Annotated in this window: 23 protein-coding genes; 9 read left to right on the top strand and 14 right to left on the bottom strand. The window is 66.2% G+C overall.

Annotation, left to right across the window (positions count from 1 at the left end; translation table 11 throughout):
• Nucleotides 1-38: 38 nt before the first annotated feature.
• From EEB15_RS16950 to EEB15_RS16885, 14 genes are all read right to left on the bottom strand, one after another.
• Nucleotides 39-2,510 (bottom strand): LuxR C-terminal-related transcriptional regulator, encoded by a 2,472-nt coding sequence (locus tag EEB15_RS16950; protein ID WP_141511048.1) that lies wholly within the window; start codon nucleotides 2,508-2,510, stop codon nucleotides 39-41.
• 420 nt (nucleotides 2,511-2,930) lie between these two features.
• Nucleotides 2,931-3,272: a YciI family protein gene (locus EEB15_RS16945; RefSeq protein WP_141511047.1), complete on the bottom strand. Its 342-nt coding sequence runs from the start codon at nucleotides 3,270-3,272 to the stop codon at nucleotides 2,931-2,933.
• Nucleotides 3,269-4,330 (bottom strand): branched-chain amino acid ABC transporter permease, encoded by a 1,062-nt coding sequence (locus tag EEB15_RS16940; RefSeq protein ID WP_141511046.1) that lies wholly within the window; start codon nucleotides 4,328-4,330, stop codon nucleotides 3,269-3,271. The genes EEB15_RS16945 and EEB15_RS16940 overlap by 4 nt, the downstream gene beginning before the upstream one ends.
• Nucleotide 4,331: 1 nt before the next feature.
• Complete coding sequence (locus EEB15_RS16935; RefSeq protein WP_141511045.1) at nucleotides 4,332-5,201, bottom strand: branched-chain amino acid ABC transporter permease; 870 nt, start codon at nucleotides 5,199-5,201, stop codon at nucleotides 4,332-4,334.
• Nucleotides 5,198-5,905: an ABC transporter ATP-binding protein gene (locus tag EEB15_RS16930; protein WP_141511044.1), complete on the bottom strand. Its 708-nt coding sequence runs from the start codon at nucleotides 5,903-5,905 to the stop codon at nucleotides 5,198-5,200. Before EEB15_RS16930 ends, EEB15_RS16935 begins: the two co-directional genes overlap by 4 nt.
• On the bottom strand, nucleotides 5,906-6,625 hold the full coding sequence (locus tag EEB15_RS16925; protein ID WP_141511043.1) for an ABC transporter ATP-binding protein: 720 nt from the start codon (nucleotides 6,623-6,625) through the stop codon (nucleotides 5,906-5,908).
• 15 nt (nucleotides 6,626-6,640) lie between these two features.
• Nucleotides 6,641-7,894, bottom strand: a complete 1,254-nt coding sequence (locus EEB15_RS16920; RefSeq protein WP_141511042.1) for an ABC transporter substrate-binding protein — start codon at nucleotides 7,892-7,894, stop codon at nucleotides 6,641-6,643.
• Nucleotides 7,895-7,936: 42 nt separating this feature from the next.
• Nucleotides 7,937-8,170: a hypothetical protein gene (locus EEB15_RS16915; protein ID WP_141511041.1), complete on the bottom strand. Its 234-nt coding sequence runs from the start codon at nucleotides 8,168-8,170 to the stop codon at nucleotides 7,937-7,939.
• Complete coding sequence (locus tag EEB15_RS16910; RefSeq protein WP_141511040.1) at nucleotides 8,167-9,240, bottom strand: maleylacetate reductase; 1,074 nt, start codon at nucleotides 9,238-9,240, stop codon at nucleotides 8,167-8,169. The genes EEB15_RS16915 and EEB15_RS16910 overlap by 4 nt, the downstream gene beginning before the upstream one ends.
• A gap of 13 nt (nucleotides 9,241-9,253) precedes the next feature.
• Nucleotides 9,254-10,720 (bottom strand): aldehyde dehydrogenase family protein, encoded by a 1,467-nt coding sequence (locus EEB15_RS16905; RefSeq protein WP_141511088.1) that lies wholly within the window; start codon nucleotides 10,718-10,720, stop codon nucleotides 9,254-9,256.
• An 88-nt stretch (nucleotides 10,721-10,808) separates the two neighbouring features.
• A complete protein-coding gene (locus EEB15_RS16900; protein WP_141511039.1) occupies nucleotides 10,809-11,816 on the bottom strand; it encodes a hydroxyquinol 1,2-dioxygenase in 1,008 nt (335 codons plus the stop codon).
• A gap of 25 nt (nucleotides 11,817-11,841) precedes the next feature.
• Complete coding sequence (locus EEB15_RS16895) at nucleotides 11,842-12,351, bottom strand: hydroxyquinol 1,2-dioxygenase (protein WP_141511038.1); 510 nt, start codon at nucleotides 12,349-12,351, stop codon at nucleotides 11,842-11,844.
• A gap of 140 nt (nucleotides 12,352-12,491) precedes the next feature.
• Nucleotides 12,492-13,436 carry a LysR family transcriptional regulator gene (locus EEB15_RS16890; RefSeq protein ID WP_141511037.1) on the bottom strand — a complete coding sequence of 315 codons (945 nt, stop codon included), beginning with the start codon at nucleotides 13,434-13,436 and terminating at the stop codon, nucleotides 12,492-12,494.
• Between the two features lie 67 nt (nucleotides 13,437-13,503).
• Entirely contained in the window at nucleotides 13,504-14,517 is a 1,014-nt protein-coding gene (locus tag EEB15_RS16885; protein WP_158290145.1) for a helix-turn-helix transcriptional regulator, read from the bottom strand.
• A gap of 138 nt (nucleotides 14,518-14,655) precedes the next feature.
• On the opposite strand from EEB15_RS16885, the gene EEB15_RS16880 reads away from it, so the two are divergent.
• The 9 genes from EEB15_RS16880 (at nucleotide 14,656) to EEB15_RS16840 (ending at nucleotide 26,860) form a co-directional block, all read left to right on the top strand.
• Entirely contained in the window at nucleotides 14,656-15,903 is a 1,248-nt protein-coding gene (locus tag EEB15_RS16880) for an MFS transporter (protein ID WP_141511035.1), read from the top strand.
• A gap of 22 nt (nucleotides 15,904-15,925) precedes the next feature.
• A complete protein-coding gene (locus EEB15_RS16875) occupies nucleotides 15,926-16,831 on the top strand; it encodes a 3-keto-5-aminohexanoate cleavage protein (protein WP_141511034.1) in 906 nt (301 codons plus the stop codon).
• Nucleotides 16,832-17,072: 241 nt separating this feature from the next.
• Complete coding sequence (locus EEB15_RS16870) at nucleotides 17,073-18,119, top strand: aromatic ring-hydroxylating dioxygenase subunit alpha (RefSeq protein WP_141511033.1); 1,047 nt, start codon at nucleotides 17,073-17,075, stop codon at nucleotides 18,117-18,119.
• A gap of 13 nt (nucleotides 18,120-18,132) precedes the next feature.
• A complete protein-coding gene (locus tag EEB15_RS16865; RefSeq protein WP_141511032.1) occupies nucleotides 18,133-19,098 on the top strand; it encodes a PDR/VanB family oxidoreductase in 966 nt (321 codons plus the stop codon).
• Between the two features lie 50 nt (nucleotides 19,099-19,148).
• Entirely contained in the window at nucleotides 19,149-20,816 is a 1,668-nt protein-coding gene (locus EEB15_RS16860) for a DUF1302 domain-containing protein (RefSeq protein ID WP_141511031.1), read from the top strand.
• Nucleotides 20,817-20,833: 17 nt separating this feature from the next.
• Entirely contained in the window at nucleotides 20,834-22,201 is a 1,368-nt protein-coding gene (locus tag EEB15_RS16855) for a DUF1329 domain-containing protein (protein ID WP_141511030.1), read from the top strand.
• Nucleotides 22,202-22,218: 17 nt separating this feature from the next.
• A complete protein-coding gene (locus EEB15_RS16850; protein ID WP_233259520.1) occupies nucleotides 22,219-23,313 on the top strand; it encodes a YCF48-related protein in 1,095 nt (364 codons plus the stop codon).
• Nucleotides 23,310-25,706, top strand: coding sequence for an RND family transporter (locus EEB15_RS16845; protein WP_141511029.1), 2,397 nt, complete (start codon nucleotides 23,310-23,312; stop codon nucleotides 25,704-25,706). The genes EEB15_RS16850 and EEB15_RS16845 overlap by 4 nt, the downstream gene beginning before the upstream one ends.
• Complete coding sequence (locus tag EEB15_RS16840; protein ID WP_141511028.1) at nucleotides 25,703-26,860, top strand: ABC transporter substrate-binding protein; 1,158 nt, start codon at nucleotides 25,703-25,705, stop codon at nucleotides 26,858-26,860. The genes EEB15_RS16845 and EEB15_RS16840 overlap by 4 nt, the downstream gene beginning before the upstream one ends.
• The last annotated feature ends 15 nt before the right edge of the window (nucleotides 26,861-26,875 follow it).

Here is a 26,875-nt window from a genome sequence, read left to right as displayed (position 1 = left end):
GACCGCCCGGACGCGAACGGGCGCCTGCGAACGGCGCCTCAGCGGCCGGGCTCCAGGTAACCCAGTTCGCGTGCGCGCTTCACGGCGCCATCGCGGGCATACACACCAAGTTTCGAGTAGACGTTCTTCAAGTGCCACTTCACTGTTTCAGGCGAAATCTCGAGGGCCTGCGCGATCCGCTTGTTGGGCAGCGCGGCGGACAGTGCCTTGATGATGGCGACCTCCCTCGAACTGAGGCGGCCATGCGTGGGCATGGGCGGCGGCGCCACACGTGACTGATTGAGGTGTGCTCGCTGAGCCACCCGCTCAAGATGGAACTGTGCCGCGTCGTCGAGCAGTTGCCCGCGCGACGCGTCTTGTCCCAACGAAAGCACCTCCGGACCGAGATCGAGCATGCTGCGCATCAGACCCATTCGCTGGGCGATCGTCCAGGCTTGCGCGCTATGCCTGAGCGCTTCGGGCTCGCGCCGCAAGCGCCGCTGAAGTATGGCCGCCCGGGCGAAAACCTGAGCGCGCGCCTGCAGCTTGTCTTCGAAAAGACTTGACGACATCAGCTCGTGCAGCGCCTCGATCGCCTCCTGTTCGCGCCGCAATGCCGCGAGCAGCTCGGCACGGGCAAACCGCTCATGCCACCACACGGCAAGCGCCGAGTTGGATGTTCGCCCGCCCTGGCGAGATGCGACGGCGCTGATCTGCGCGACCGTGCCTTGCGCGGACGCCACGTCGCCCATCTTCAGCTGAATCGCCACGCGTTCGTTCAAGGCAAGAGCGAGCATGCGGTCGAGCCCCCGGCGCCGCGCAATCTCCTCCAGCCTGTCCGCGCCCGCGAGCGCTTCCTGGAAGCTGCCCTCGGCCTGGTACATCCGGGTAAGCATGAGGGACGCCATGATCACGGCATCGGGCAGACCCGCGCGCTCGATGAGGTCCATCCGCGGCTCCAGCAGTACCCGAAGCGCAGGCAATTCGTCTATCTCGTAGAGCACCGTGCCGAGGAAGCCCGCGGCATTGGCCGCCCCTTCGCAGAACGGCCCGAACATTTTCTCCGACTTGCCCAGAACCTCGCGCAGCGCCCGCTCCCCTTCGCGCATGTTGCCTTCCTTGACATAGGAGTGGCCCCGAAGGCACTCTCCCACCAGGAATCCGAATGCCGAATCGAGAAGGGGTTCCCCGCCCTCGAGGAAGAAATGCCTGCCCGCCAAATGCAGCCTCGCGACCGAACCGTGGTTGAGCTGGCCGTGGTACCACCCGAGGATATTGCGACGGCCGCCCGAAAGAATCGCGTCCTGGGCCGTCGTCATCGCGTCGAGCGCCGGCAAGAGCCGTCTGGCGGCTTCCGTGTCGTCTTGTTGCAGCGCAAGAGAGGCCTCGAGCAAGGTCAGGTGATGCTGGGCGTTTTCGTCGTCGGCCGGCAAGCTGGCCCTGAGATCCTCGATGCTTTGCCCGCATTCATCCAACTTCCGGTAGCACAGCTGGGCCCACGCGACCCACAACCGCAGCGACGGGCGCGAGTGAAGCGCCGGGGAAGGCAATTCCGCCACTGCGCGGACAAGACGGCGCAAGTCGCCGTGCAGAAACATGGACTTGGCGTACCGATCAACCCAGTCCGCCGCCTTCTCGACCTCGCCGGCCGCCACGCTGTGATGGACCGCTTCGCGCAGTTGCGTGCGCCGGCCGAACGACTCCGCCAATCGCGAGTGGGTACTGCGCCGTTCGGCGTCAGGCAAGCTGTCGAAAAGCGAATTCAGCTCGTCGCGGAACAACGGATGGAAACGGTACCAGGAACACCCCTTCACCCCTTCGACGGGAATGAGGAACAAGTTGTCGCGCCGTAGCCGCTCGAACAACGCCTGGCCCGCGTCGTCCCCGAACAAGGCCGTGCACACCCCCTCGTCAAAGCGCGACGCAACTGCCAACCGGCAGAGCGCGTCCACGTCGCAGTCAGGCAAGGTGGCCAGCACGTTCTGATGAAAATAGGCGTTGAAGTCGCTGGGGTTCTGAAGCCGCCCCAGTGGACCCACCCAGGCACGGTCCGATTGGTTTCGCATCGTCATCGCGACCAGGCGCAGACCCGCCACCCATCCGTCAGTCAGTTCGTGCAGGCTTCTCACGTCGCGTGGCGGAAGACTGGCGTTTTGCCCATACAGAAGTTCTTCGGTCTCGGACAAGCTGAATCGGAGGTCGCTGAACCCCAGCTCGAGAATCTCGCTCTTGTCGCGCAGGCGCGCGAGCGAAAGTGATGGTGCGCTTCGCGATGCCAGAAGCAGATGGAAGTTCGGCGGCGCGAAGTCGAGCAGCATCTGCACGAACCGATGTGCATCCTCGTCCGTGATCAGGTGGTAGTCGTCGATCATCAGGACGAGGTCGCGCGGGTGTTTGGTCAGCGCACGGATGAGTGCAATGGCCGCTGGCTCCCATGTGGGCGCTCCACCGTTGCGGTTGTAGACAAATGCCGCCTCGCGCGCCAGTGAACGATCCACATGATCAAGGCAGGCAAACAGGCTGTCGGCCATGCGCTCCCGGTCGTCCCCAGGCCCGACGGTCATCGCTGCGAAGTCGTAGCCGTACGACACGACGACGGCGCGCCATTGCGAGGCCAGAGTCGTCTTGCCGCTGCCGGCCGGGCCCTGGATGAGGATGCAGGCGCGCCGGCGCGCGTCAGACAGAAGCGACAGCAGGCCGGTGCGAGCCACGGCGCCTTTCCTCGTTCCGAGGAGCGCTGCGCTGCCGGATGGGGAGTCAGTGACAGACATGATGGCGTTCATACTAAGGGGCTTGTCGACGGGCCACGCGAGAGAGGGGCCGCTTGGCAGCATCAGATGGCGCTTTTGCGCAATCGTCAACGGGGGCTTCCCCATGAATCGACTGTCAATGCTGCGGCCACGCCAAGTGCGTGTGCCTTCGCAGGGAGTGACCCACCCATTGCGGGTGGGTCAGTCCCTTCGCGGCACCGGACGGGCGCTCTGCCGCTCAGACTCCTGGCGGCCGAAGGTCCAAAGCCAGGAACGGATCTCCACCGAAGCGAACAGCCCTGCCCTGCTATAGGGGTCGGCATCGAAAAACCGCCTCACGTCGCATTCGTCGCTCGCCTCCACAACGAGTGCGGTGCCATTCATTCGGCCTTGCGCATCTACTGTGGGACCCGCGTGGATGACCGACACGGCATGGCCGTGATGCTCGCGCAACCACTCGCGATGGGAAGGGCGAACCTGCTCGCGCAAAGCATGGCTATCGGGGTGGTCGGTGCCCAGCACGATGAAATAGGTGCTGCTCATGCACGCTCTTCCGAGACAGTGTGCACCAGCCGGCGCTGCGTGGGAAACAACATCCAGCCCCAGCGCATCTGTGCGAAGCCCCAGAGGCCCTGCTTGAAAAAGAGGGTGACGATGATTGCGAGCAACCCCAGGCCCAGCAGGTACCAGGTGCCCCAGTCGCTGAAGAACTTGTTGAGACCCCAGAAGATCACGGCGCCGACGATCGGCCCTTCGATACGGCCGATGCCGCCGATCACCACCATGAAAATGGCGAACGCCATCCAGTTCACGCTGAAGGCCGAATCCGGGCTGATGCGCAGGTTGCCCACGAAATAGAGTGCGCCGGCCAGCCCCGCGCCGAAGGCCGCCACCGCATAGACCGCCAGCTTCATGCGCCGCACCGCGATCCCCTGCGACTCGGCCGCCACCTCGTTGTCGCGGATGGCCAGCAGGGCCAGGCCCTGTTTGCCGCGCAGGAACAGGTACACGCCCGCAATCGCCGCCACCACGCAGGCCAGCGCCATCCAGTAGGTGACGCTCTCGCGCGTGGCCCTCTCGATGCCGCGCAATGCCGTGAGCGTCGTGCCCGAACCGCCGCCCACAGCCGGGATGTTGGCGACCGACAGGCGAAATACCTCGGAGATCACCCAGGTGCCGATGGCGAAATAGCCGCCCTGCAAACGGAACGCGACGAACGAAACCGGCAGTGCCACCAGTGCCGCCGCCAACGCACCCAGCGGCACAGCCACGAACGGATTGACGCCCGCGAAGTTGCCCAGTGCCAGCATCGCGTAGCCGCCCAGGCCGAAGAACGCCTGTTGCCCGATGCTCACCATGCCGCCATACCCGGCCAGCAGGTTCCACATCATCGCGAAGATGAAGTAGCAGGCGATTTCCACGAACTCGCGCATCCAGCTGGACTCGCCCCAGAATGGCAGGCTGGCAGCCACGCCGACCAGCGCCAATGAAACACCCAGTGCCCACTGGTTCGCGCGGGTGCCGCGCTCGACTTCGAACGGCGCGGAAAGGCGCACAGCCGGGGGCAGGCGGCCGTAGGCCGCTTCGGGAGGGAGTGTCATGCTAGCTCCGGGTCTTGGGAAACAGTCCCTGCGGGCGGAGCACCAGCACCGCGAGGAACACCATATGACCGATCCAGATGCCCCATCCTGGGTCCAGCCAGAAGCCGATCTGCTGCGCCAGGCCCAGCAGCATGGCGCCGGCCAGTGTGCCCCAGAAGGAGCCCAAGCCGCCGATGATCACCGCCTCGAACGCGAACAGCAGCAACAGCGGCCCGTCGGACGGTGCAACAGTCGTGCGCATCGCCTGCAGCACGCCCGCCAGCGCCACCAGCACGAAAGCGATGCCGGTGGCCAAGGCATAGACCTTCCCGGCATTCAGGCCCATCAGCTCGGCGATCTCGCGGTCGTCCGACACGGCGCGAAACGAGCGGCCAATGGCCGTGGACGAGAACAGCCACTGCAGGGCTGCTGTAGCCGCCACCGCCAGCACCAGGATCAAGAGCGGCAGAACGCCTATTGCGAGGTCGGCGGTCAAGGCCAGGCTTTGCGTATTCAATCCGCCGCTTTCGATGGAGCGCGGGTCGGCCGAGAACAGCTCCAGCAGCAGGTTCTGAACCACGATGGCCAGGCCGAAGGTGACCACGAGGGATGGCAGCGGGTCGCGCCCCAGCGTGCCGTTGAGCAGGTAGCGCTGCAACAACCAGCCGACGCAGAAGGCCACTGGCAGCAGCGCGATTGCCACCGCCAGTGTGGCGGCAGTGGACGTCCCGGCCAGCATGAGCCCTGCGATGGCGCCGAACGCGGCCAGGATGATGAAGTCTCCATGCGCCGTGTTCGTCAGCCGCATGACGCCGAACATCAGCGACTGGCCCAGCGCGAACAAGGTGTACAGGCCGCCGAGCAGCACGCCTTGCAGCAGGATCTCGATCATGATGCGGCAAGCCCGAAATATGCTTGCGATATCTGCTCGCGCGGCAGCTGCGACGAGGGGCCCGTCAGCGAGACCCGGCCCTCCTGGAAACAGTACATGCGCTGCGAAACCCGCTGCGCCAACGCCACGTCCTGCTCCACGATGGCCACCGTCATGCCCTCGGCGGTGATCTGCGGCATGGCTGCGTAGATCTCGCGAATCACGATCGGCGCGAGGCCCAGCGACAGTTCGTCGCACAACAGCACCTCGGGATTGCTCATGAGTGCGCGGCCGATCGCCACCATCTGCTGCTGGCCACCCGAGAGGGCCGTAGCGGGGACATGGCGCTTTTCCGGGAGGATGGGAAAGAGGCGGTACACGCGTCGCAGGTTCCAGGTGCCGGGGCGGCCCGCCGCCGCGCCCATCAGCAGGTTCTCTTCGACGGAGAGGCTGGGAAACAGCCGCCGGCCCTCCGGCACCAGTGCGAGGCCGCGCCGCAAGATCTCACCCGGCGGCAGGCCGCCGATGGGCTCACCCTTGAAGCGAATGGCGTCACGCGGCGCCTTCAACAGGCCGGTGAGGCATTTCATGAAAGTCGATTTGCCCGCACCGTTGGCACCGATGATGGCGACCAATTCACCGCGAGCCAACATGAAGTCGATTCCGAACAGCGCCTGCGCGTCGCCGTAGAAGGCTTGCAGCGCGTGGGTGGAAAGTAGTTCCATCTACACCTCGATGCCCATGTAGACGCGCCGGACCTGCGGGTCGTTCATCACGGCGCCAGGCAATCCCTCGGCCAGCTTGCGGCCGAAATCGAGGACGAACAGCCGATCCGCGATCGACAGCAATGCGTGCACGACGTGTTCGATCCAGATCATGGTCATTCCGCGCGCCTTGATGCGCCGCAGTTCGGCGACCAGTTGCTGGGCTTCGTGCTCGGTCAGGCCCCCGGCGATCTCGTCGAGCAGCAGCAGCTTGGGGCGCGTGGCCAGCGCGCGTGCCAGCTCCAGGCGCTTGCGATTGAGGAGCGTCAGCCCGCCGGCCGGTTGGTTGGCGTGCGCCAGCAGCCCCGTCTGATCGAGCACCTCGTGCGCCGTGTGCCAGGCCTCACGCTCGGGTTGCCTTGCACCGAAACAGGCCGCAGTGACCAGATTCTCGAACACGGTCATGGCACCGAACGGCTGCGGCACCTGGTAGCTGCGGCCGATACCCGCCCGGCAGCGCTGGTGCGGCTTGAGCCGCGTGATGTCCTGCCCGCCATACACCACCCTCCCCTGGTCAACCCGGGCGTCGCCGGAGATCAGGTTGAACAGCGTCGTCTTGCCCGCGCCGTTGGGCCCGAGAATCCCCAGCGTCTCGCCCTCGGCCACCGACAGCGTCACACCGTCGGTTACCTTGAGCGCGCCGAAAGATTTGCTGACCGCATGCAGGGCCAGAAGTGGCATGGCAGAACCTTCCGCTCAGATCGGGCGGATCGAGCCGCCAGCGGGTATCGCCTTGGCCGCCTCGTTGTTGACGATGGTCAGCTCGTACTTGTACTTCTTGCCCTTGCCCCACTGGCCCAGCACCAGGGGCGTCTTGCTCACGTTCTTGAACGGCCCTGGGCCACCCCATTTGACCGGGCCGACGACTGTCTGCAGGTCCGTGGCGGCCACCGCGTCGCGCACGTCCGCTGGCTTGAGCGACTTGCTGTTCAACAACGCGTTGGCCGCGACCTCGAACAACGCGTGCGCGAAGCCGATCGGCTGGGTCCACTGCTTCTTGGCGCCGCTTTCGTAGGAGTCAGCCAGTGCCTTGGCGCTCTGCTTGGTAAGGGACGACGCGAACGGATGCGAAGGACTCCACCACACTTCGGTGGTCAAGCCGTCGCCCAGATCGCCCAGGGCCTCGATCGCGCCGGGGAAGAGCAATGCCTTGCCAAGCGTGATGACCTTGGGCTTGAAGCCCTGCTGGCGAGCCTGGGTCAGGAAGGTCTTGGCATCGGGCGGAATCACCACGCCGGTCACGATCTCCACGCCGTCGCGCTTGAAGGCGGCAATCTGCGCGCTGAAGTCCTGCGTGCCGTTCTGGAAGCGGCCTGGGTCGGTCAGTGAGAAGCCCATTTGCGCAAGCGGCTTGGGAAAGCCCAGTTCCTTGTCGCCCCAGGCGTTGCCGTCGCCGTCGTTGGGGAACAGGCCGCCGATCTTCTTGTTGGTGGCCAGGCTTTTCCAGCCGTTGGTGAAGTTCGCGATCACGTCCTCCAGGCCCCAGAACATGTGGTACGTCCAGTTGAAGCCCTTGGCCGGGTCGCCCTTGCGGCCGAAAAACCAGGGCTGCCAGGGGACAACGCTCGAGATGCAGGGCACCTCGTTCAGCTCGCAGGCATCGCTCACTGGGTTGGCCGTCTCGGGCGTGCCGGCCGTGAGCACCAATGCCACTTTGTCCTTGAGGATCAGGTCGTTGGTGACTTCGCCCGCGCGGTTGGGGTTGGACTGGCTGTCTTTCAGCAGGATCTGCACGTCGTACTTCTTGCCGGCCACAGTGATGCCGTTCTTGAACGCGGCCTTCATCTGCTCGATCACCCATTTGTCGGCTTCGCCGAACGGGGCCAGCGGTCCGGTCTGCGGTGACACGTAGCCGATCTTGAGCGTGTCGGCCGCGAACGCCAGCGGCGTTCCGCCGATGGCGGCCAATGCGGCGGCGTTTTGTGCGAACTGTCTGCGGGTCAAGGTCATGGTTTGTCTCCGTGGGAATGGTTCTGAGGAAGGATGAAGAAGTCAGGGCGGCGGATCGCCGGACCCGGCACGCGCGAGCACCAGGTTGAAGTCGAGCGTGTAGAACGGCTCCTTGAGGAGCGTGCCGTCCGCTGCGGGACCCGGGTCATGGTCGCGGGCGAAGTCGTGCAAGTGATGGACGAGGCAGGAAAGCACATGCTTGAGCCGCGGCTGTTCGCAGCCGGCCAGGCGATCGATGACAGCCTGCGTGATGGTGTTCTCGTCGATATTGATCATTCTGAGTCCGGAGGCTCGCCCGACCAGGCGCGCTGCAGCAGCGCGCGAAGCTCGCCGCGTTGCGCTGCGGCGAAGGGCCGCGGATTCCAATAAGGGTTGCGGACGGCTAGATCGGCTGCGAGGTCCAGGTCGGCCTCGCGCATGCCGATGTCGCGTAAAGCCACGGGGGCGCCGTTGTCGCGCGCAAGGCGCCACAGTCCAGCCGCCGCGTCGGCGGTGCCGATGGCTGCAGCGATGCGGGCCATCGCCAGTGGCGCAGCGGAAGCATTGAAGGCCAGCGCGTGCGGCAGCACCACCGTGTGCACCTCGGCGTGCGGCAGATTGAAGCTGCCGCCCAAGGTATGGCACAGCTTGTGATGCAAGGCCATGCCCACGTTGCCCAGCACGGTTGCGCACAGCCACGCGCCGTACAGCGCCTCGCTTCGGGCCTGGACGTCGGCCGGATCGGTATGCAGTCCGCGGATTGCGCGCGCCATGGCGGCAATGCCCTCGCCTGCCATCAGGTCCGTGATGGGATTGCTGTCCTGCGCATACAGCCCCTCGGCCGCGTGCGCGATGGCATTGATGCCGCTCGTGACGGACAGGCCAACCGGCAGTGTGAGCGTGAGATCGGGGTCGTAGATGACGGTGCGCGGGAGCACGCGCGCGTCTTTGCCGGTCTTTTTCAGTCCGCCTTCGGTGATGCCGTAGATCGGCGTCATCTCGCTGCCGGCGTAGGTGGTTGGAATGGCCAGGATCGGCAGGCCGGATTCGAGTGCGATGGCTTTCCCCAGGCCGGTCGTGGATCCCCCTCCGATCGCTACCGCGCAATCTGCTTGCAGCCGCACTGCCAGCTCGCGGGCCTCGCGCGCGGTCTCGATCGGCACATGCATCACCGCCCGCGGAAAAATGCCTGCCGCACGCGGTCCGAGAAGATCGGCGACGTGTTGCGCTTGCCCAGCCTGTTCCGGCGTGGACAGAACCAGTGCGCGCGTCGCGCCCAAGGCATCGATCTCGCGGCCCAGGTGTCGCAGCGCGCCCACGCCGAACACCACTCGCGACGGCTGGCCGTTGAAGACAAAGTCGCGCATGGGTTCCGAATCCTCAGCGCGGATAGTGCGGCGCGATCTGCGCGTCGACATTGACCCAAACGCTCTTGACCTGCGTGTACTCGCGCATCGCGTCGAACCCCATCTCGCGGCCGTAGCCGCTCTGGCCTACACCTCCGAACGGCGAGCCGGGGTTGACCCGCTTGTAGCTGTTGATCCAGACCATGCCCACCTGCAGGTCGCGGGCGAACCGGTGCGCCCGCTGCAGGTTGGCGGTCCACAGTCCGCTGCCGAGCCCGTAGTCGGTGCCGTTGGCGATCTGCAGCGCCTGTGCGTCGTCCTTGAACGTGAGCACCGTGACAAAGGGGCCGAACACTTCTTCCTGCGCGACACGGTCTTGCCAACTTGAAGCGCGAACGATAGTGGGTTCGACATAGCAGCCTTTCGCGAGGTCGGCCGCCGCGGGCGGTTTGCCGCCGGCCAGCAGTTCGCCACCCTCGCTTCGCGCGACGTCCACGTAGGCCAGAACTCGCTGCTGGTGCAGCGCGCTGGTGAGCGGTCCCATCTCGGTGGTCTCGTCCATCGGGTTGCCCAGGCGGATCGACTGGGCCAGCGGAATGAACTTCTCAAGGAACGCGTCTGCGATCTTCTCGTGCAGCATCAGCCGCGAGCCGGCGATGCAGGCTTGGCCCTGGTTATGGAAGATGGCCCAGGCCGCCCCATTGACGGCCGCAGCGAGGTTCGCGTCTTCGAACACGATGTTGGCGCCCTTGCCACCCAGCTCCAGCTGCACCTTTTTCAAGTTGCCCGCCGATGCCTGCACCACGCGCTTGCCGGTGGCCGTGCTCCCGGTGAATGCGATTTTCGCGATACCTGGGTGCTCGGCGATGTACTGGCCCGCGACGCTGCCCAGCCCGGGCAGGATGTTGACCACGCCCGCCGGCATCCCGGCCTGCGCCATGAGTTCCGCGATCTTGAGCGAGCTGAGCGGCGTGATTTCCGCCGGCTTCATGACAATGGTGTTGCCCGCCGCAAGTGCGGGCGCCATTTTCCAGCTGGTGAACATCAGCGGAAAATTCCACGGCACCACCTGGCCCACCACGCCCACGGGCTCGCGCAGCGTGTAGTTCAGGAAGCCTGCCTCCACCGGAATGGTCTCGCCCTGGAACTTGTCGGCCATGCCACCGAAATAGCGATAGCAAGCCGCGGTGCGCGGTACATCCAGCATGCGCGAGTCGCGCAATGGGTGGCCGGTGTCCAATGATTCAAGGCGCGCCAATTCCTCGGCGTTGGCCTCGATCAGGTCCGCCAGCTTGAGCAGGATGCGGCCGCGTTCGGCGGCTGGCATGCGGCTCCACGCGGGAAAGGCCCGCTGCGCGGCGGCCACTGCAAGATCCACGTCGGCGCGTCCGGCCATGGCCACGTGCGCGATCACGCTGTTGTCGTGCGGGTTCAGCGTGGGCTGCGTTTCCCCCGACAAGGCACCGACGAATTGCCCGTCGATGAACAGCTGGTGGCGGATGGGCGTGCGCAAGCCCACCGTGGCTTCGATGTCCGTTGTCATTGAGGGAAAACGACGCCTGCCGCGCAGGACGTGTCCTTTGTGAACGTTAAAACTTGACCGGAACTTCGGGCGCTTCGCCCTTTTGGATCTCGTACACCAGATTGGGGGAACCGTTCTCCCAGACCAGCAGCATCGAGCGCTTGGGGCTGAAGCCCTGGTGGCGGCAGTAGGCGGGCATGGCGGCCATGTCGCCCGCTTTCATGATCACGCGAGCCAGCGGCTTGCCGCTATTCTTGTCGCCGCAGTCCCAATGGATCTCGTCGGTCATCTGGAAGAACCACTCGACGCGGTCATTGCCGTGGATGATGGGCAGGATGTGTTCTTCGGTGGTCGGACACATGAAGCTGTACTTCACGACGCTGGTGAATGAGGGGTTCCAGGTGACTCGGCTGCGCGACAGGAAAGCGAACAGGTTGAAGGCGTGCACCTCGTTCTCGAAACCCGGCTCCGGATGCAGCTCGGGCTGGTCCTGCGGCACGTCCGCGAATGCGCGGTTGACCGGCGCGCCACGCTCGTCGGTGCGCAGGTTCAAGTCGCCCTTCAGGCCGACGCAGCGAGTGGCCAGTTCGCGCGCCCGTGTGACCGCGGCGGTGTTGTTGCCGTTCTTGTGGCCGTAAGCGGTGCCGGTTTCCTGGGGCGCGGCGAATGGATCGAAACCCGCGTTGGTCCAGTCATCCAGCATCTGCTCGAAAGTCGTGCGGATCTGCTCGGTGGGGAAGTTTTCCAGAAGGTCCACCCCGGCGGATTTCATGGTGCCGTTGAAGCTGCCCGCGTACAGGTCCACCGATGTGTAGTGGTTGACGGTGCCCAGCACGTTGTCGAAGTTGACCCAGCCGTAGAAGAAGCCCCAGCCCACGTCGCGCATCAGTGCGCGCAGGAAGCTCGCAGCGTCCATGGTGTGGGACAGCGGGCGGCCATCGCGCGTCTTCCAGGTGACGTGGGCGAAATATTCGTCGCGCCGGAACGTGAAGCTGCCGAGCGTGAAGGTCTGGTAGCCATGCGTCTCGTCGGGCTGGGCGGCGATGGCCTTGGCAAATTCGTTGGGGGCGTTCATGGAAGTTCTCTCCTTGCGGCACGTTTCATTGCGTCTGGCAGATCTCGGCCCACTTCTCGACCGAGAGTTCGCCCTTGCAGGTTTGCAGGACCAGCACGCCAGGCTCGCCGCTGCTGCGAAACTGGTAGGCGCAGTTCTTGGGCAGCAGGCCTTGATGGCCGCGCTTGAGCTTCATCCAGCCCATCTTCTGCCCCTTGGGCTCGCCTTGCAGCAGCAGGGCGCCGTTCTTGTCCTCATCCTTGACGACCTGGTTTGCGTCCAGCGCCATCAGATGAACCTCGACCTCGCCGTCCATGCTGAGCGCGAACTCATCGTGCGCGCAGGTAAACCAGGGCGAAACGCCTTCGGCGCGGGCGACTTCCAGCACGTAGATCTGGTTCTGCCCGAACACGACACGCTCGTACGGTTTGCTCTTGCTGGCAATCTCGAAGCAATTGGAGAAAGCGTAGTGCTTCACGTCGTCGTCGATGACCTCGACGCGACCTTTCTGGTAATTCTTCAGCGACCCGAAGCGGGTGTGATAGGCCACGGCCATGAATGTCTCCTGCGGGTTGTCGTGCAGTCCATGCTGCAAGTGCGCGGACTTTAGGCAATGAACCTGCTGGCCGCTAGGGGTCAGATTGAAATTGCATTGTTCGGCGTTTCAGAACAATAGGCGGGGTAAACCCGCGGCCATCACGCCTCGATGCGTTCTGCCGGGAGCAAGCCTTTGGCAACGAGTGCGGCGTCCCAAGGTGGTGCCCGTGAAAAAGCGCTGGTGATATGTTCGACGAACAGCTTGAGCTTCAAGGAGCTGCGTGACGTGCCTGCGTACACCGCGCTGAGCCAGAACGAAGACAGCTGGTGTGACGGCAGGACCACCGTGAGTTCGCCGCGAAGGATGTCTGCCCCTGCCACCAGCGTGGGCAGGCACACGATGCCCGCGTGCTCGAGTGCGTACTCGCGCAGCAGGTGCACGCTGTTGGTCAAGAGCGCCGCGGAGAGATACGTCGTGAGTTCTCCGCCGTCCTGGTAGAACGTCCATCGGTCACGCGTGGGATAGCCGGAATACAACCCGAGCGTGTGGTTGTGAAGATCGCGCGGATCTTCGGGCGTACCGTGCGCATGCAGGTACTTGGGCGTCGCGCAGAAAACGCGCCGCACCGGAAACAGCGGCCGGGAGACCAATTCCATCGAGCTGGCCGGGAATATCTGCAGCGCACAATCGACGCCCGCCTTGACCGGGTCCACCACGGCGTCGCTGACAATCAGCTCGAGCCGGATGTCCGGATAGCCCGTCTGGAATTCGCGCAGCAGCGAAGCGAAATGCCCCAGCACCAGCCCGGTCAGCGCATGCACACGCAGCGCCCCGGCCGGCTTTGCGCCCACGCGCATCTGATCGACAACATCGTTGGCTCGTCCGACCAGGTCGGTGCAATCGTGCAGGAAAGCCTGCCCCAGCTCACTCAGGCGAACCACTCGCGTGCTGCGGTGGAACAGCGGGGCTCCCAGGTAATCCTCAAGCTGCTTGATGCGGGTCGTGACCACCGACTTGGCCACCCGCAGCTGCCGCGCTGCTTCGGCGAAACTCTGCGTCTGCGCCACCCGCACAAAGGTCTCGATGTTCTGAAGGCGATCCATCAGGAAACGAAGTGCGCGCCCGCGCGCTGCGTGAGCGCCCGGTTGAAGTCAAGTCCGTTGAAGCGCATCACCCGGCCAAGGCACGCGCCAGAGCCCCTTTGTCGCCCACTCCCAGCTTCAGATAAACATTGCGCAGGTGGTGCCGCACCGTCGTGGGCGCCAGCTTGAGCATCTCCGCGACCTCCTTGTAAGGGCGGCCCGCTGAAAAGGCTTCCGCCACGGCACGCTCCTGCGCAGTCAGCAGGTCGACTGGCTTGCGCGGCCGCACCATGACAATCAGGTGCTCGCCGGCCCATTCGGCTTCGGCCTGAACGCGGCGCCCCAGGAAGCGATGAGGCGGCCGCACCAAGGTCTCCGACAGCCCCGACGGAAGCCGCGGCCCGCTCCAGCCGGCCCACTCGCGCTGCAACAGCGCCGCCACGGCGGGTTCGCTCACGTGGACCCATCCATCCATGTCCGTGGTCAGCAGTGCGCTGTCGGCGCCGGTGCGAAGGCTCGCCATCCGCTGGGCGCAGCACACGTCGAGGGCGGCCGCGAGGTGCGGCATCAGCCATTCGAGCAGTTGGCGCTCGCCGGCATTGAAAAGAGGCACCTCCTCGCGCCGCACCACCGATACGAAGTTCATCTGGCCCGTGGCGTTCTCGACGTGGGCAATGCACAGGGACTGGCTGATGCCCATGTGTGCCGTCAGCGCCTCGGTGGCCGGCTCCGCAGCAAGCTCTCGCAAGCCGAACTGGTGCGTGCGGTTCGGGGTCTTCGTGGTCGTGCGCGCCACCACGTTCTGCGGATCGGTCGTGTTCAGGCGCTGCGGGACGTCTTCCGGCAAACCGTGCAGGTATGAGCAATGGACCCGGTGCTGATCGCCATCGAACGTGGCACGGCCCCACCAGCAACCGTCGTGCGGCAAGTAGCGCGCCACCAGTTCCATGGCCTGACGCTGAAACTCGGCGACACCCGTCGCCCTGGCTGCCTCGTACAGGTGCAGCAGCAATGCGCTCAACTGGCCGGCGTCCGGGGGCTCTTCTGGGCCCTGTATGGATGCGTGAGCCAGCAGCGGTTCTAGTGCATCTACTTGGTCCATATGAACGATGGGTATGAGTGCGCTTGACATCAACATTGAGGCATCCAGGGGCCCGATTGTAGGGTTCGCGCAGGCGCTGGCCACCAGCGCAAACCCGTCCACCCCGGACCACCGCCGTAGAAATATTGAAAGCCAAGCATGAACCCCGACCCATCCGCTGCTCCGCCCACCACTCGAGCCCACTGGGACACGGCCTACGAGATAAAGGCCGTCGGACTGCTGTCGCTGGGCTTTGGCCTGGTGGGCCTGGACCGGTTCATCATCAACCCGCTGTTCCCTGTGATGCAGAAGGAGCTGGGGCTCAACTACCAGGACCTGGGCCTGATTTCCGCGGTGCTGGCCTTGACCTGGGGCGTCGCCTCCATCTTCGCCGGGCGCTTGGGCGACCGCATCGGGCCCAAGCGGGTGCTGGTGCCGGCCATCGTGGTGTTCTCTGTGCTGGTCGCTTCCACCGGCCTGGCATCGGGCATGGCCAGCTTGCTCCTCATCAGGGCCCTGATGGGCCTGGCCGAAGGCGCCTATGTGCCGGCCAGCGTGGTGGCCACGCTCGAAGCCTCCAGGCCCACACGCACCGGCATGAACGTGGGCATTCAGCAGATGGCCGCGCCTCTGGTCGGCCTCGGGTTGGGGCCCGTGGTGGCCGTCGCGCTGCTCAAGGTGATGCCAAGCTGGCACTGGGTATTTGCCGTCGTGGCCGTGCCCGGATTGCTGCTGGCAGTGGTGATGGCCAGAACGCTGCGGGACAGCGTGCCCGCGGCGCCGTCCACTGGGCGCACTGCCCCGTTCAGCGAGCTGCTGCGCCACCGCGCCGTGATCGTCAACGCGGTGGCCATGGCTTGCTTCCTGAGCTGCCTGATCACGCTGGCTGCCTTCATGCCCAGCTACCTCGTCGACCACCTGCACCTGGGTCTGGACGCCATGGGCCTGGTGCTTGGGGCGCTGGGCGCGGGCAGCTGCGTCGGCATGGTGGCTGTGCCCGCCCTGTCGGACCGCGTGGGCCGCAAGCCGGTGATGCTGCTGTCGCTGGCAGTGGCAATCGGAGGGCTCTGGCTCTTGCCTACGCTGGGGGCTGAGCCGCTGCTGCCGCTCGCTACGGCGCTGTTCGCGGTGTCTTTCATGATTGCGGGCGTCGTCGCCATCACCGTGGGACCGCTCACCAGCGCGGCGGTGCCGGCGCACATGGCCACGTCGGCCACGGGCCTGGTCATCGGCGTGGGCGAAATCGTTGGCGGCGCACTGGCGCCGGCAGTGGCCGGCGGCCTGTCGCAGCAATTCGGCATCACGGTGGTGCCGCAGATCGCCCTGGCCGCCGCCGTGGCCGGGCTCCTGCTGGTGGCCTTCGGCATGCGCGAGCCGCGGCCGGCCGCCGGCTTGCGCGCCGCCTGATTACTTCAAGAAAGCTTTAGCCATGCAAGAAAAAATCATCATCACCTGTGCCCTGACCGGCGCGGGTCCGCTCTCCGCCAATCCGGCCCAACCCATCACCCCCGCGCAAATCGCCCGGTCCGGCCTTGAAGCGGCCGATGCTGGCGCCGCGATTCTGCACGTGCATGTGCGCGATGCGCAGACCGGCCAGTTCTCGGGTGATCTCGCTCTGTACGAGGATGCCGTTGGCCTGATCCGCGAACAGAACAAGGACGTCATCCTGAACCTGACCACGGGCCTCGGCTCGGGCTTCTACCCCGCCGACCCGCTGCTGCCTATGTCGGCAGGCCCGGGGACCCATATCTGGACACCAGAAAAGCGTGTCGAACATGTCCTGAAACTCAAGCCCGAGATCTGTACGCTGGATCTGGTGACGGCGCAGGTTTTCGGTGGCATCGTGATCAGCACCGAACAAGTCCTCACCCGCATGGCCGAGATGGTGCGCGCGGCGGGCGTTCGGCCCGAAATAGAGCTGTTCGACAGTGGCGACGCGGTGCTGGCCAAACACCTGATCAAGAACGGCGTGCTCGATGGTCCTGGCATGTATTCGTTCGTGATGGGCCTCAATTTCACGATGCCGGCCGATACGGAAACCATGACCTATATGCGAAACCTGCTGCCCGCGGGCGCGCAATTCCAGGGCTTCGGCATCGGCCGCAACCAGCTCCCGATGGCGGTGCAGTCCCTGCTGCTGGGTGGGCACGTTCGCGTGGGAATGGAAGACAACGCCTTCATTTCGAAGGGCGTGTTCGCGAAGAGCAATGCCGAACAGGTGATCAAGGCCCGCCGCCTGGTCGAGGGCCTCGGGGCGGGCATCGTCTCGCCCCACGAGGCTCGCGCGATTCTGGGGCTGCGCGGCTCCAGCACTCCAGCTCCGAGCGGGCAATAGGGAATCAGGGGCCCGCGCATAAGTTATCCGCGCAATCGAACAGGTGGCCTCTTGCCGTCGGCGGCGACAGGCACGTCGCATCCACGACGAGCCCCCCAGCCACAGCGCTGGTACATCCACTTGGTCCATATGAACGATGGGCAGGCACGGGGCAGCGCCTACATTTTTAACCAGCAGGACAGCCACAAGTTCTGCTGCAGACCCCTCCCGCCGAAAGCGGTGACTTGATGAAGGAATCACCATGAATCTCGTACGCAATGGCTGGTACGTTGCCATCCTCTCAGACCGTCTCTCCACCACGCCCGTGCCCCAAACCATGCTGGGCGATCCCATGGTGCTGTACCGCACCACCAGCGGCGAGGCGGTCGCGCTGTCGGACCGCTGTCCGCACCGCTTCGCCCCACTGCACAAGGGCACTGTGAAGGGGGACCACATCGAATGCCCCTACCACGGGCTGCAGTTCAACGCGAGCGGCGCGTGTGCCTTCAACCCGCACGGCGACCACAAGGTGCCCCAGGCCGCTCGGGTCCGGCATTACCCGACGGTGGAGCGCGACGGCATTGTCTGGGCCTGGATGGGCGACCCCGAGCTGGCCGCGGCGACACCGGCCCCCGATTTCGGCGAGTTCTTCGGCGCGGGCCGATGGGCGCTGGTGAGCGGCGATTTCGAGATCAATGCCCACTACGAAACAGCCCTCGACAATCTGCTGGACCTGAGCCACGCGCCATTCCTGCACCCCACCACCCTGGCCACGGCCGACAGCGTGAACAACCTGCGCTTCGAGATGAAGCAGCAGGGCAACACGGTGTGGGCCTACCACTACGTGCCCGACACGGCGGTGACGCCGCAGTTCGCTGCGTTTCGCGACACGTCCCGGCCGTGCGACTTCCATGCCCACATACGTTGGGACCCGCCGGGCACGCTGCAGCTCGATGTAGGCGTGACCGACGTGGGTGGGCGCGACGAGGATGGCCAGCTGATCCACATGGCGCACCTGCTCACGCCCATCGACAGCACGCGTACACGCTACACCTGGCTTGCCGCACGCAATTTCGTGACGGACAACGCCGAGGTCTCGAAGGTCATGCAACAGCAAGTGCAGATGGCCTTCACCGAGGAAGACGAGCCGATGATCGAGGCCGTCTGGCAGTACATGGGCACTTCCGACCTGCTGTCGCTGGCACCCGTTCTGTTGCCGGGCGACGCCGCGGGCGTGCGTGCTCGCCGCATCCTGGCGCAGTTGCGTGCCACCGAAGCGGCGACGACTGCGCAGAAGACCGTCGCCTAGTTCCGACGCCCCGATGAATCCCTCTTCATTGAACGTGCGCGTCGCACGAAAGGCAGTGGAGGCAAGTGGAATCTGCTCGTTCGAGCTGGTCAGCGCAGACTCAGCCAGCCTTCCGGCGTTCTCCGCTGGTGCCCACGTCGACGTGCATGTGCCGGGCGGCCTCACACGCCAGTACTCGCTGTGCAACGACCCGGCGGAGCAGCACCGCTACCTGATCGCCGTGCTGCGCGACGCGGCGTCGCGCGGGGGCTCCGCGGCCATGCACGATCGTGTCAACGAGGGCGACGTGCTGCAGATCAGCGTGCCGAAGAACCACTTTGCACTGGTCGCGCAGGCGCGGCGCAGTCTGCTGCTGGCCGGCGGCATCGGCGTGACGCCCATCCTGTGCATGGCCGAGCGGCTGGCGGTGACCGGCGCGCAGTTCGACATGCACTACTGCACGCGCGACGTGGATCGCACCGCCTTCAAGGTCCGCATTGCCGCCTCGGCCTTCGCAGACAGAGTGCGTCTGCATCACGACGCCGGGCCGGCTGAGCAACGGCTGGATATCGACGCTGTGGTGCGCCAGCCGGAGCCCGGGCTGCACCTTTACGTGTGCGGCCCCACCGGATTCATGAATGCCGTGCTGGCGGCCGCGCGCTTGCGCGGCTGGGCCGAGGACCACCTGCACTGCGAATTCTTCGGCGCGCCGCCGCCGTCCCACGACGGCGATGGGTCGTTCGAAGTGCAGCTCGCCAGTTCGGGACGCGTCATCCGCGTCGACAAGGAACAGACCGTGGTGCAGGCACTGGCCGCGGCAGGGGTGGTGCTGTCCACCTCCTGCGAACAAGGCGTCTGCGGCACCTGCCTCACGCGGGTGCTGGACGGCATACCGCACCACAAGGACCTGTACCTGACACCGGACGAACAGGCCCGCAACGACCAGTTCCTGCCCTGCTGTTCACGTGCGAACAGCGCCCGGCTGGTTCTCGACCTGTAGATGCCATGGCCTTCCCCCATTCACAACCCACCGAGGCAGGAGACAACGCAATGAAAACAAAGACACACCCCACCCCCCGCACCTGGACCTTGCGGCCCGCGGCGCTTGCCGTGTTGGCCCTGTGCGCGGGCCCAGCGCTCGCGATCGAAATCGATACCGGAAACGAAGACGTGTCCATGCGTTGGGACAACACCCTGAAGTACAGCGCCGCCGCTCGTTTGAAGCGCCCGCAGGCCAGCCTGCTGGCCAACCCCAACAACGACGACGGCGATCGAAATTTCTCCAAGGGCGTTATCTCCAACCGCGTCGACGTGCTCAGCGAGTTCGATGTGAGCTGGCAAAAGCGACTGGGCCTGCGCGTGAGCGCTGCCGGCTGGTACGACAGTGTCTACAACAAGGCCAATGACAACCCCGGCTTCCCTGGCGGCGCCGCCCCCAACCAGCTGTCGGTACCCTACAACCAGTTCACCGCGGCCACGCGCGAGGTACATGGCCGTGATGCCGAAGTGCTGGATGCGTTCGTGTTCGGCAAGTTTGAAATCGGCAGCATGAACGCCACCGTACGTGCGGGCCGGCACGCGCTGGTGTGGGGCGAGAGCCTGTTCTTCGGCGGCAACGCCATCGCCGGCGGCCAGATGCCGGTGGACGCGGTGAAACTGGTGTCGGTGCCCGGCACGCAGTTCAAGGAAGCGATCCGTCCCGTTCCGCAGCTGTCGGGGCAGGTGCAGCTGAATTCGCAGATCTCGGTCGGCGGCTATGTGCAAACCTCGTGGGCGCCTAACCGCACACCGGCCGTGGGCAGCTACTTTTCCAACGCCGACCCGGCCATCGACGGCGGCGAAGCCATCCTGCTTGGCCCCGGGCTGGCGGCGCTGCGCCAGCCGGACCTGCGGCCATCCAACAGCGGCCAGGGCGGTCTGCAGCTTCGCATCCGCGGCGAGCAGACCGATTACGGCCTCTACGCGATCCGCTTCCACAACAAGGCGCCGCAGCTGGTGTCACTGATCGGCATGAGCCCGATGGGCCCGATCCCAATTGGCTATCAGCTGGCCTACCACCAGAAGATCGAGGCCTACGGCGCCAGCGCCAGCCGCACCTTCGGCAACTTCAACGTGGCGGTGGAAGGCTCGCTGCGGCGAAACCAGGACCTGGCCAGCTCGCAGGGCGCGGACGTCAGCAGCTTCACGCCTGCTCCGCGCACCAACAACACCGACAACCCGGGCTATGCGGTGGGCAACACCGCGCACATCAACCTCTCGACCCTCGCGTCGCTGGAACCCACGCCGATGTGGCGCGAGGCGTCGCTCGTTGCCGAAGTCGCGTGGAATCGCGTTTTGAAGGTCACGCGCAACGCAGCCGCCATCGACCCCAACGGCACGCGCGACGGCGTGGCCTTGCGCGCCGTGCTGGAGCCGAAGTACCGCAACGTCTTCGACGGCGTCGACATCGGCGTGCCCATCGGGCTGGGCTGGGCACCCAAGGGCTCGCGCCCTCTGGCGATGACCAGTCCCAACATGTGGGTCCCCGCCGGCGGCGGGGACGTCAGCGTCGGCCTCAACGGCAGCTTCCGCGATGTCTGGCGCTTCAGCCTCGCCTACACGCATTACTTCGGCCCGAGCGGAACATTCAACGACGCCTCCGCCGGCAATGCCTACAGCTGGAAGCACACGCTCAGGGACCGCGACTTCGTTGCCGCCTCGCTGAGCTATTCATTCTGAGAACAAGGAGACATCCCATGACACGCACCCCCCACCGCGCGGCCCTGGCCCTGGCGGCCGCGCTCTCGCTGTCCTGCGCCGACGCCCTCGCGGCCGTGCCCGCCCAGGAAGCGGCGCAACTCAAGTCCACCCTCACACCCATGGGCGCCGAGCGCGCCGGCAACAAGGACGGCAGCATCCCCGCGTGGACCGGCGCCCCGACGCCCGGCGCCGCGCTCAGCACGGCGGGCCGCCGCGGCGACCCGTTCGCTGCGGACAAGCCCCTGTTCTCGGTCAACTCGAAAAACATGGCGCAGTACGGCGACCGTCTCACTGAAGGCGCCAAGGCGCTGATGCAGAAGTATCCGGAGACGTTCCGCATCGACGTGTACCCGACGCGCCGCACAGCCATCGCGCCCCAATGGGTCTACGACAACACACTGAAGAACGCGACCGCCGCCAAGCTGGTCGAGGGCGGGGCGGGACCTCAGCCCGAAGGTGCTTTCGGCGGCGTGCCTTTCCCCATCCCCAAGAGCGGAATCGAAGTGATGTGGAACCACAAGCTGGCCTGGCGCGGTGAGGCCTGGCACTGGGAGTTCCGGGGTTACCAGCTGTCCCCCGAAGGCCAGTGGATCCTCTCGAACGACACGGCGAACGACCAGACCATGCCGTACTACAGCCAGGGCGGCGGCGCAGAAAAGTTCGGCGGCGAGTACTGGCTGGTGCGCTCGCTCACCAAGGGGCCGGCGATCCGCGCCGGCGAGGCCATCACCGGCCGCTTGTCCGTGGATGAGAGCAAGACCGCGACCTGGGTCTACCTGACGGGCCAGCGGCGCGTTCGCAAATTGCCCAACGCCTGCTGCGACACGCCCACGCCCTTCTCCGCGGGCATCACCAACTTCGACGAAGTCGAAGTGTTCGCGACGCGCATGGACCGCTTCGACTGGAAGCTCGTGGGCAAGAAGGAAATGTTCATCCCCTACAACAGCAACAAGACCTTCCAGCCCACCAAGGACAGCGACGTTCTGGGCTCGCGCCACCTCAACCCGGACCACGTGCGCTGGGAACTGCACCGTGTCTGGGTCGTCGAAGCCGCGCTCAAGCCGGGGCAGCGGCACACGTCGCCCAAGAGCCGCTACTACATCGATGAAGACAGCTGGCAGGCGGTTCTGGCGGACCGCTGGGACGCCAACGGGCAGATCTCGCGCGTGCCCTTTGGCTTGCCGATCGTGATGTCCGACATACAGGCGACGCCCATGGTTACCTGGGGCGTGTACGACCTGACTTCCGGCGGCTCTTACGTCAACGGCATCGTCAACGAGCGCAAGGCGATGTACAAGCCCATGCCGGCTTACCGCGACTCGGTGTTCACGCCCGACGCGATGGCCGGCGAAGGCGTGCGCTAAGCCTGGCCGGACACCCCATGAAAAGAATGAAGGCACTGCCTTGGGCCGCCGCATGGGCCATCATGGCCTGCTCGGCGCAGGCCGCACCCGCCCTGTTCCCGGCGCTGGGGCAGCCGGCGCTGAAGGCGCGCGCGCCGCAGCGGGCCGTGCTCCTGTCTGCAGCCCAGGCCGGCCAGCGCATCGTTGCCGTGGGCGAGCGCGGCATCGTGGTGCTGTCGGACGATGGCGGGCACCGGTGGCGCCAGGCGCGCAGTGTGCCGGTTGCGGTCACGCTCACAGCCATGCGCTTCGTCGACCCGAAGCTGGGCTGGACGGTCGGGCACGGTGGTGTGGTGCTCCACACGGCCGATGGCGGCGAAACCTGGACGCGCCTGATCGATGGGGCCGCGCTGGCTCGCATCGCTCTGGAAGCGGCCCAGGAGCGCTTGCGGCAAGCGCCGCAGGACGCAACTGCCATGCGCCAGCTTCAGGCGGCACAGCAGCTGTTGGAGCAAGGCGCGGACAAGCCCTTGCTGGACCTGTGGTTCGCGGACGCGTCGCATGGCTTCGTGGTCGGCGCGTACGGGCTGCTGTTCGAGACGGCCGATGGCGGGCGCAACTGGAAGAGCGCGATGGAGCGCCTGGACAACCCCAAGGGCCTGCATCTGTACGCGATTCGCGGCCGCGGCACGTCCATCGTGCTGGCGGGTGAGCAGGGCCTGCTGGCGCGCTCCGACGACGGCGGCCGCAGCTTTCGCAACCTACCCAGCCCCTACACCGGTAGCTGGTTCACCCTGGGCCTGTGGCCCGACGGCCGGCTGCTGGCCGCGGGCCTGCGCGGGAACGCGTTCGTCTCCGCGGACCAGGGCCAGAGCTGGCAGCGGCTAGACAGCCCGGCCCCGGTGTCTTTTGTGGCAGCGCTGCCGCTGGCCAGTGGCGGCGTGCTGCTGGCCAACCAGGCCGGGCAGGTGCTGAGCGCCTCCGCCGGCGGCGCGCTAACCGCCTTGAACAGCGCGCCCGTGCCCGGCCTGGCCGACGTTCTGGCGCTGGATAACGGCGACTTCCTTGTCGTGGGTGCCGCGGGCGTATCGCGCGTGGCCGCGGCATCCGCCACCGCAGGAGCAGCGAAATGACACTCGCCAGTTTCGACACTTCTTCCGGCTCGGCGCTGGAGCGAGCGCTCTTCAACCACCGCGCGGTGGTCATTGTGCTGTGCCTGCTGGTCACCGTGCTGCTCGGCTGGCAAGCCATGGGGCTGCGCCTGGCCGCGAGCTTCGAGAAGACCATCCCCACCAGCCACCCATTCATCGCCAATTTCCTCGCGCGCCAAGCGCAGCTGCAGGGTCTGGGCAATGCCGTGCGCATCGCGGTGGAGAACCCCAAGGGCACGATCTACGACGCGGCCTACCTGGAGACTTTGCGCAAGCTCAGCGACGAGGTGTTCCTCTTGCCCGGCGTCTGGCGCCAGGGTGTCAAGAGCGTGTGGACGCCCTCGACCCGCTGGACTGGTGTGACCGAGGACGGGCTGGAGGGCGGCCCCGTGATCCCGGACGGCTACGACGGCTCGCCCGAGAGCCTGGGCAAGCTGGCGGCCAACATCGCGCGCTCGGGCGAGATCGGCCAGCTCGTCGCACTGGACGCGAAATCCAGTGTCATCTTCGTGCCGCTTCTGGCGAAGGACGACAAGGGCGCGCCGCTCGACTACGCCAGGTTTGCGCAGACGCTGGAACAGCTGCGCGACAAGTACGAGGCGCGGGGCGTCAAGGTCCACGTCACCGGCTTCGCCAAGCTGGTGGGCGACCTGATCGACGGAGTGCGCTTCCTGCTCGCGTTCTTCGCGCTGGCGGTGGCCATCGCCGCGGCCATGGTGTACTGGTACACGCGCTGCGTGCGTTCCACCACGTTGGTCGTGGCGGTCTCGCTGGTCGCCGTGGTGTGGCAGCTCGGCCTGCTGCCCTTGCTGGGCTTTTCGCTCGATCCCTATTCGATACTCGTGCCCTTCCTGGTGTTCGCCATCGGCATGAGCCACGGCGCGCAGAAGATGAACGGCATCATGCAGGACGTGGGCCGCGGCATGCACAAGCTGGTGGCCGCGCGCTTCACGTTCCGGCGGCTGTTCCTGGCTGGGCTCACGGCCCTTCTGGCCGACGCGGTGGGCTTCGCGGTGCTGCTGGTGATCGACATCCAGGCGATCCGTGAACTGGCGGTGGCGGCTTCAACCGGCGTCGCCGTTCTGGTGTTCACCAACCTGATCCTGCTGCCCATCCTGCTGTCGTACACCGGCGTCAGCGCGGACGCTGCCCGCCGCAGCCTGAGGGCGGAAGAGGCGCAGGCGCAAGGCCAGGCCAAGCACGCCGTGTGGGCCTTCCTTGACGGCTTCACGCAGCGCCGCTGGGCCGCGGCCACCGTCGGCTGTGCCGCCGTGCTGCTGGTGGCCGGTGCCGCTGTCAGCACCCGGCTGTCGATCGGTGACCTGGATCCCGGCGCGCCCGAGCTGCGGCCAGACAGCCGCTACAACCGCGACGTCGGCTTCCTCAACGCCGCTTACGGCGCATCGAGCGACGTGCTGGCCGTGATGGTGCAGTCACGGCCGGGCGAATGCTCCCGGCTCGCAACGGTGCAGAAGGTGGACGCGCTCGAATGGCAACTGCGCCAGCTGGAAGGCGTGGAATCCACCAACACGCTGGCGCTGCTGAACCGCCGGGTGCTGACCGGCCTGAACGAGGGCAACCCCAAGTGGTACGAGATGCTGCCCAGCCAGGACATGGTCAACTCCATCACGGCCAACGCGCCGCGCGGACTGTACAACGACGCCTGCAGCCTGCTGACCATCTACGTTTACTTGCAGGACCATCGCGCCGGGACGCTTTCCCGCGTGGTCGACCACGTGCAGGCTTTCGCCAAGGCAAATGACACGCCCGACGCGCAGTTCCTCTTGGCAGCCGGCTCGGCCGGCATCGAGGCCGCGACCAACATCGTGGTGAAAGAAGCCTGGCGCAAGATGCTGTGGCTCGTGTACTCCGCCGTGGTGCTGCTGGCCTTCATCGCGTTCCGCTCGTGGCGCGCGGTCCTGGTAGCGGTACTGCCACTGGTGCTGACCTCCATCCTGGCCGAGGCGCTGATGGTGGCGCTGGGCATGGGCGTGAAGGTGGCCACATTGCCGGTGATCGCTCTGGGCGTGGGCATCGGCGTGGACTATGCGCTGTACATCTTGTCGGTGATGATGGCGCGGATGCGCGAAGGCATGAGCCTGTCGCAGGCGTACTACCGGGCGCTGCTGTTCACGGGCAAGGTCGTGATGCTCACCGGCGTGACGCTGGCGATCGGCGTCATCACCTGGGTCGCCAGCCCCATCAAGTTCCAGGCCGATATGGGCATCCTGCTGGCTTTCATGTTCCTGTGGAACATGCTGGGCGCGCTGGTGCTGCTCCCCGCGTTGGCGCACTTCCTGCTGAAACCCACAACCGCCGGTGAGCCCACGGCCGAACTGGTTTCGCCGCGAACCAAGGCAGAGGCAGCAGCATGAACCGGCTTGCAACCTGGAACCGGCGGGTCGCATGCATGCTGTGCGCGCTGGCGGGATGTGCGGCCCTGCCGGCAACGGCGGAGCCCGGCGTCACGGCCCAGAAGATTTCCCTGGGCATGTCCGCGCCGCTGACCGGCCCGCTCTCGGCCTATGGCACCGAGCTGCAACGCGGCCTGAAGCTGGGATTCGCGCAGGCCAATGCCGCCGGTGGCCTGGGCGGGCGCGAGATCGAGCTGCTGGTCAAGGACGACGCCGGTGATCCGGCGCGGGCGCTGGCGAACACACGTGCACTGCTGCAGGCGGGCGTGCTGGCGCTTACCGGCTACCACGGGGCGGGCGCCATCGAAGCCGTGCTGCCGCTGGTGGAACAGGAAGGCGTACCGCTGGTCGGCGTGGCGAGCAGTGCCGAAACCTTGCGCGAGCCGCCGCGGCGGCTCGTGTTCAACCTGCGCGCCGGCGCGCGCGAAGAGGCCGCGGCCATGGTGCTGCAGCTGGACGCGGTAGGCCTGAGCGAGGTGGCCATCATCGCCCAGGACGACGCCCTCGGCCGTGCCGGGCTCGACGGCATCCGCACCGAGCTGGCGCGCCTTGCCTTGAGGCCCACGGCGCTGGTGCGCATGCCGCCGGCCGGCGGAGCCGCGGCCATCGCGCAAGCCGTCAAGACAGCCTGCGGCAGCAAGCCGCTCGCCCTGGTGCTCGTGCTCGACGCCCGCAATGCGATGGCGACCATCCGCGCAGCGCGGGCCAGCGGCTGCCAGCCCCAGTTCTACGTCACCAGTGAAGCCGGAGCCCAATTGCTGGCGGGTGGCGGCCCGGCGGGTGAGCTGGCCGGCGTGGTGGTGTCGCAAGTGGTCCCGCATCCGTTCACGGCGTCGCTGCCGGTTGTCGCCGACTACCAGCGGCTGCTGGCCGAGTCCGGCCCTGGGCTGCAGCCCAGCTATGCGGGGCTCGAAGGCTTCATCTACGCCCGCTTCCTGGCCGAAGCGCTGCGCCGCTGCGGCCGCGATCCGACGCGGCGCGGCCTGATCGCCGCCCTTGAAGCGAAGCCGTTCGATGCCGGCGGCTACCGCGTCCAGTTCGAAGGCGGCGACCGGCGCGGCTCACGCTTCGTCGAGATGGCCATCGTCACGCCAGAAGGCCGCTTCCGCCGCTAACCATTCATTCAGGAG

Source organism: Ramlibacter sp. WS9, assembly GCF_003797765.1.
Classification (GTDB): Bacteria; Pseudomonadota; Gammaproteobacteria; order Burkholderiales; family Burkholderiaceae_C; genus Ramlibacter.
The sequence above is the reverse complement of the archived record's forward strand: the minus strand, read 5'-3'. Positions and strand labels throughout refer to the sequence as shown.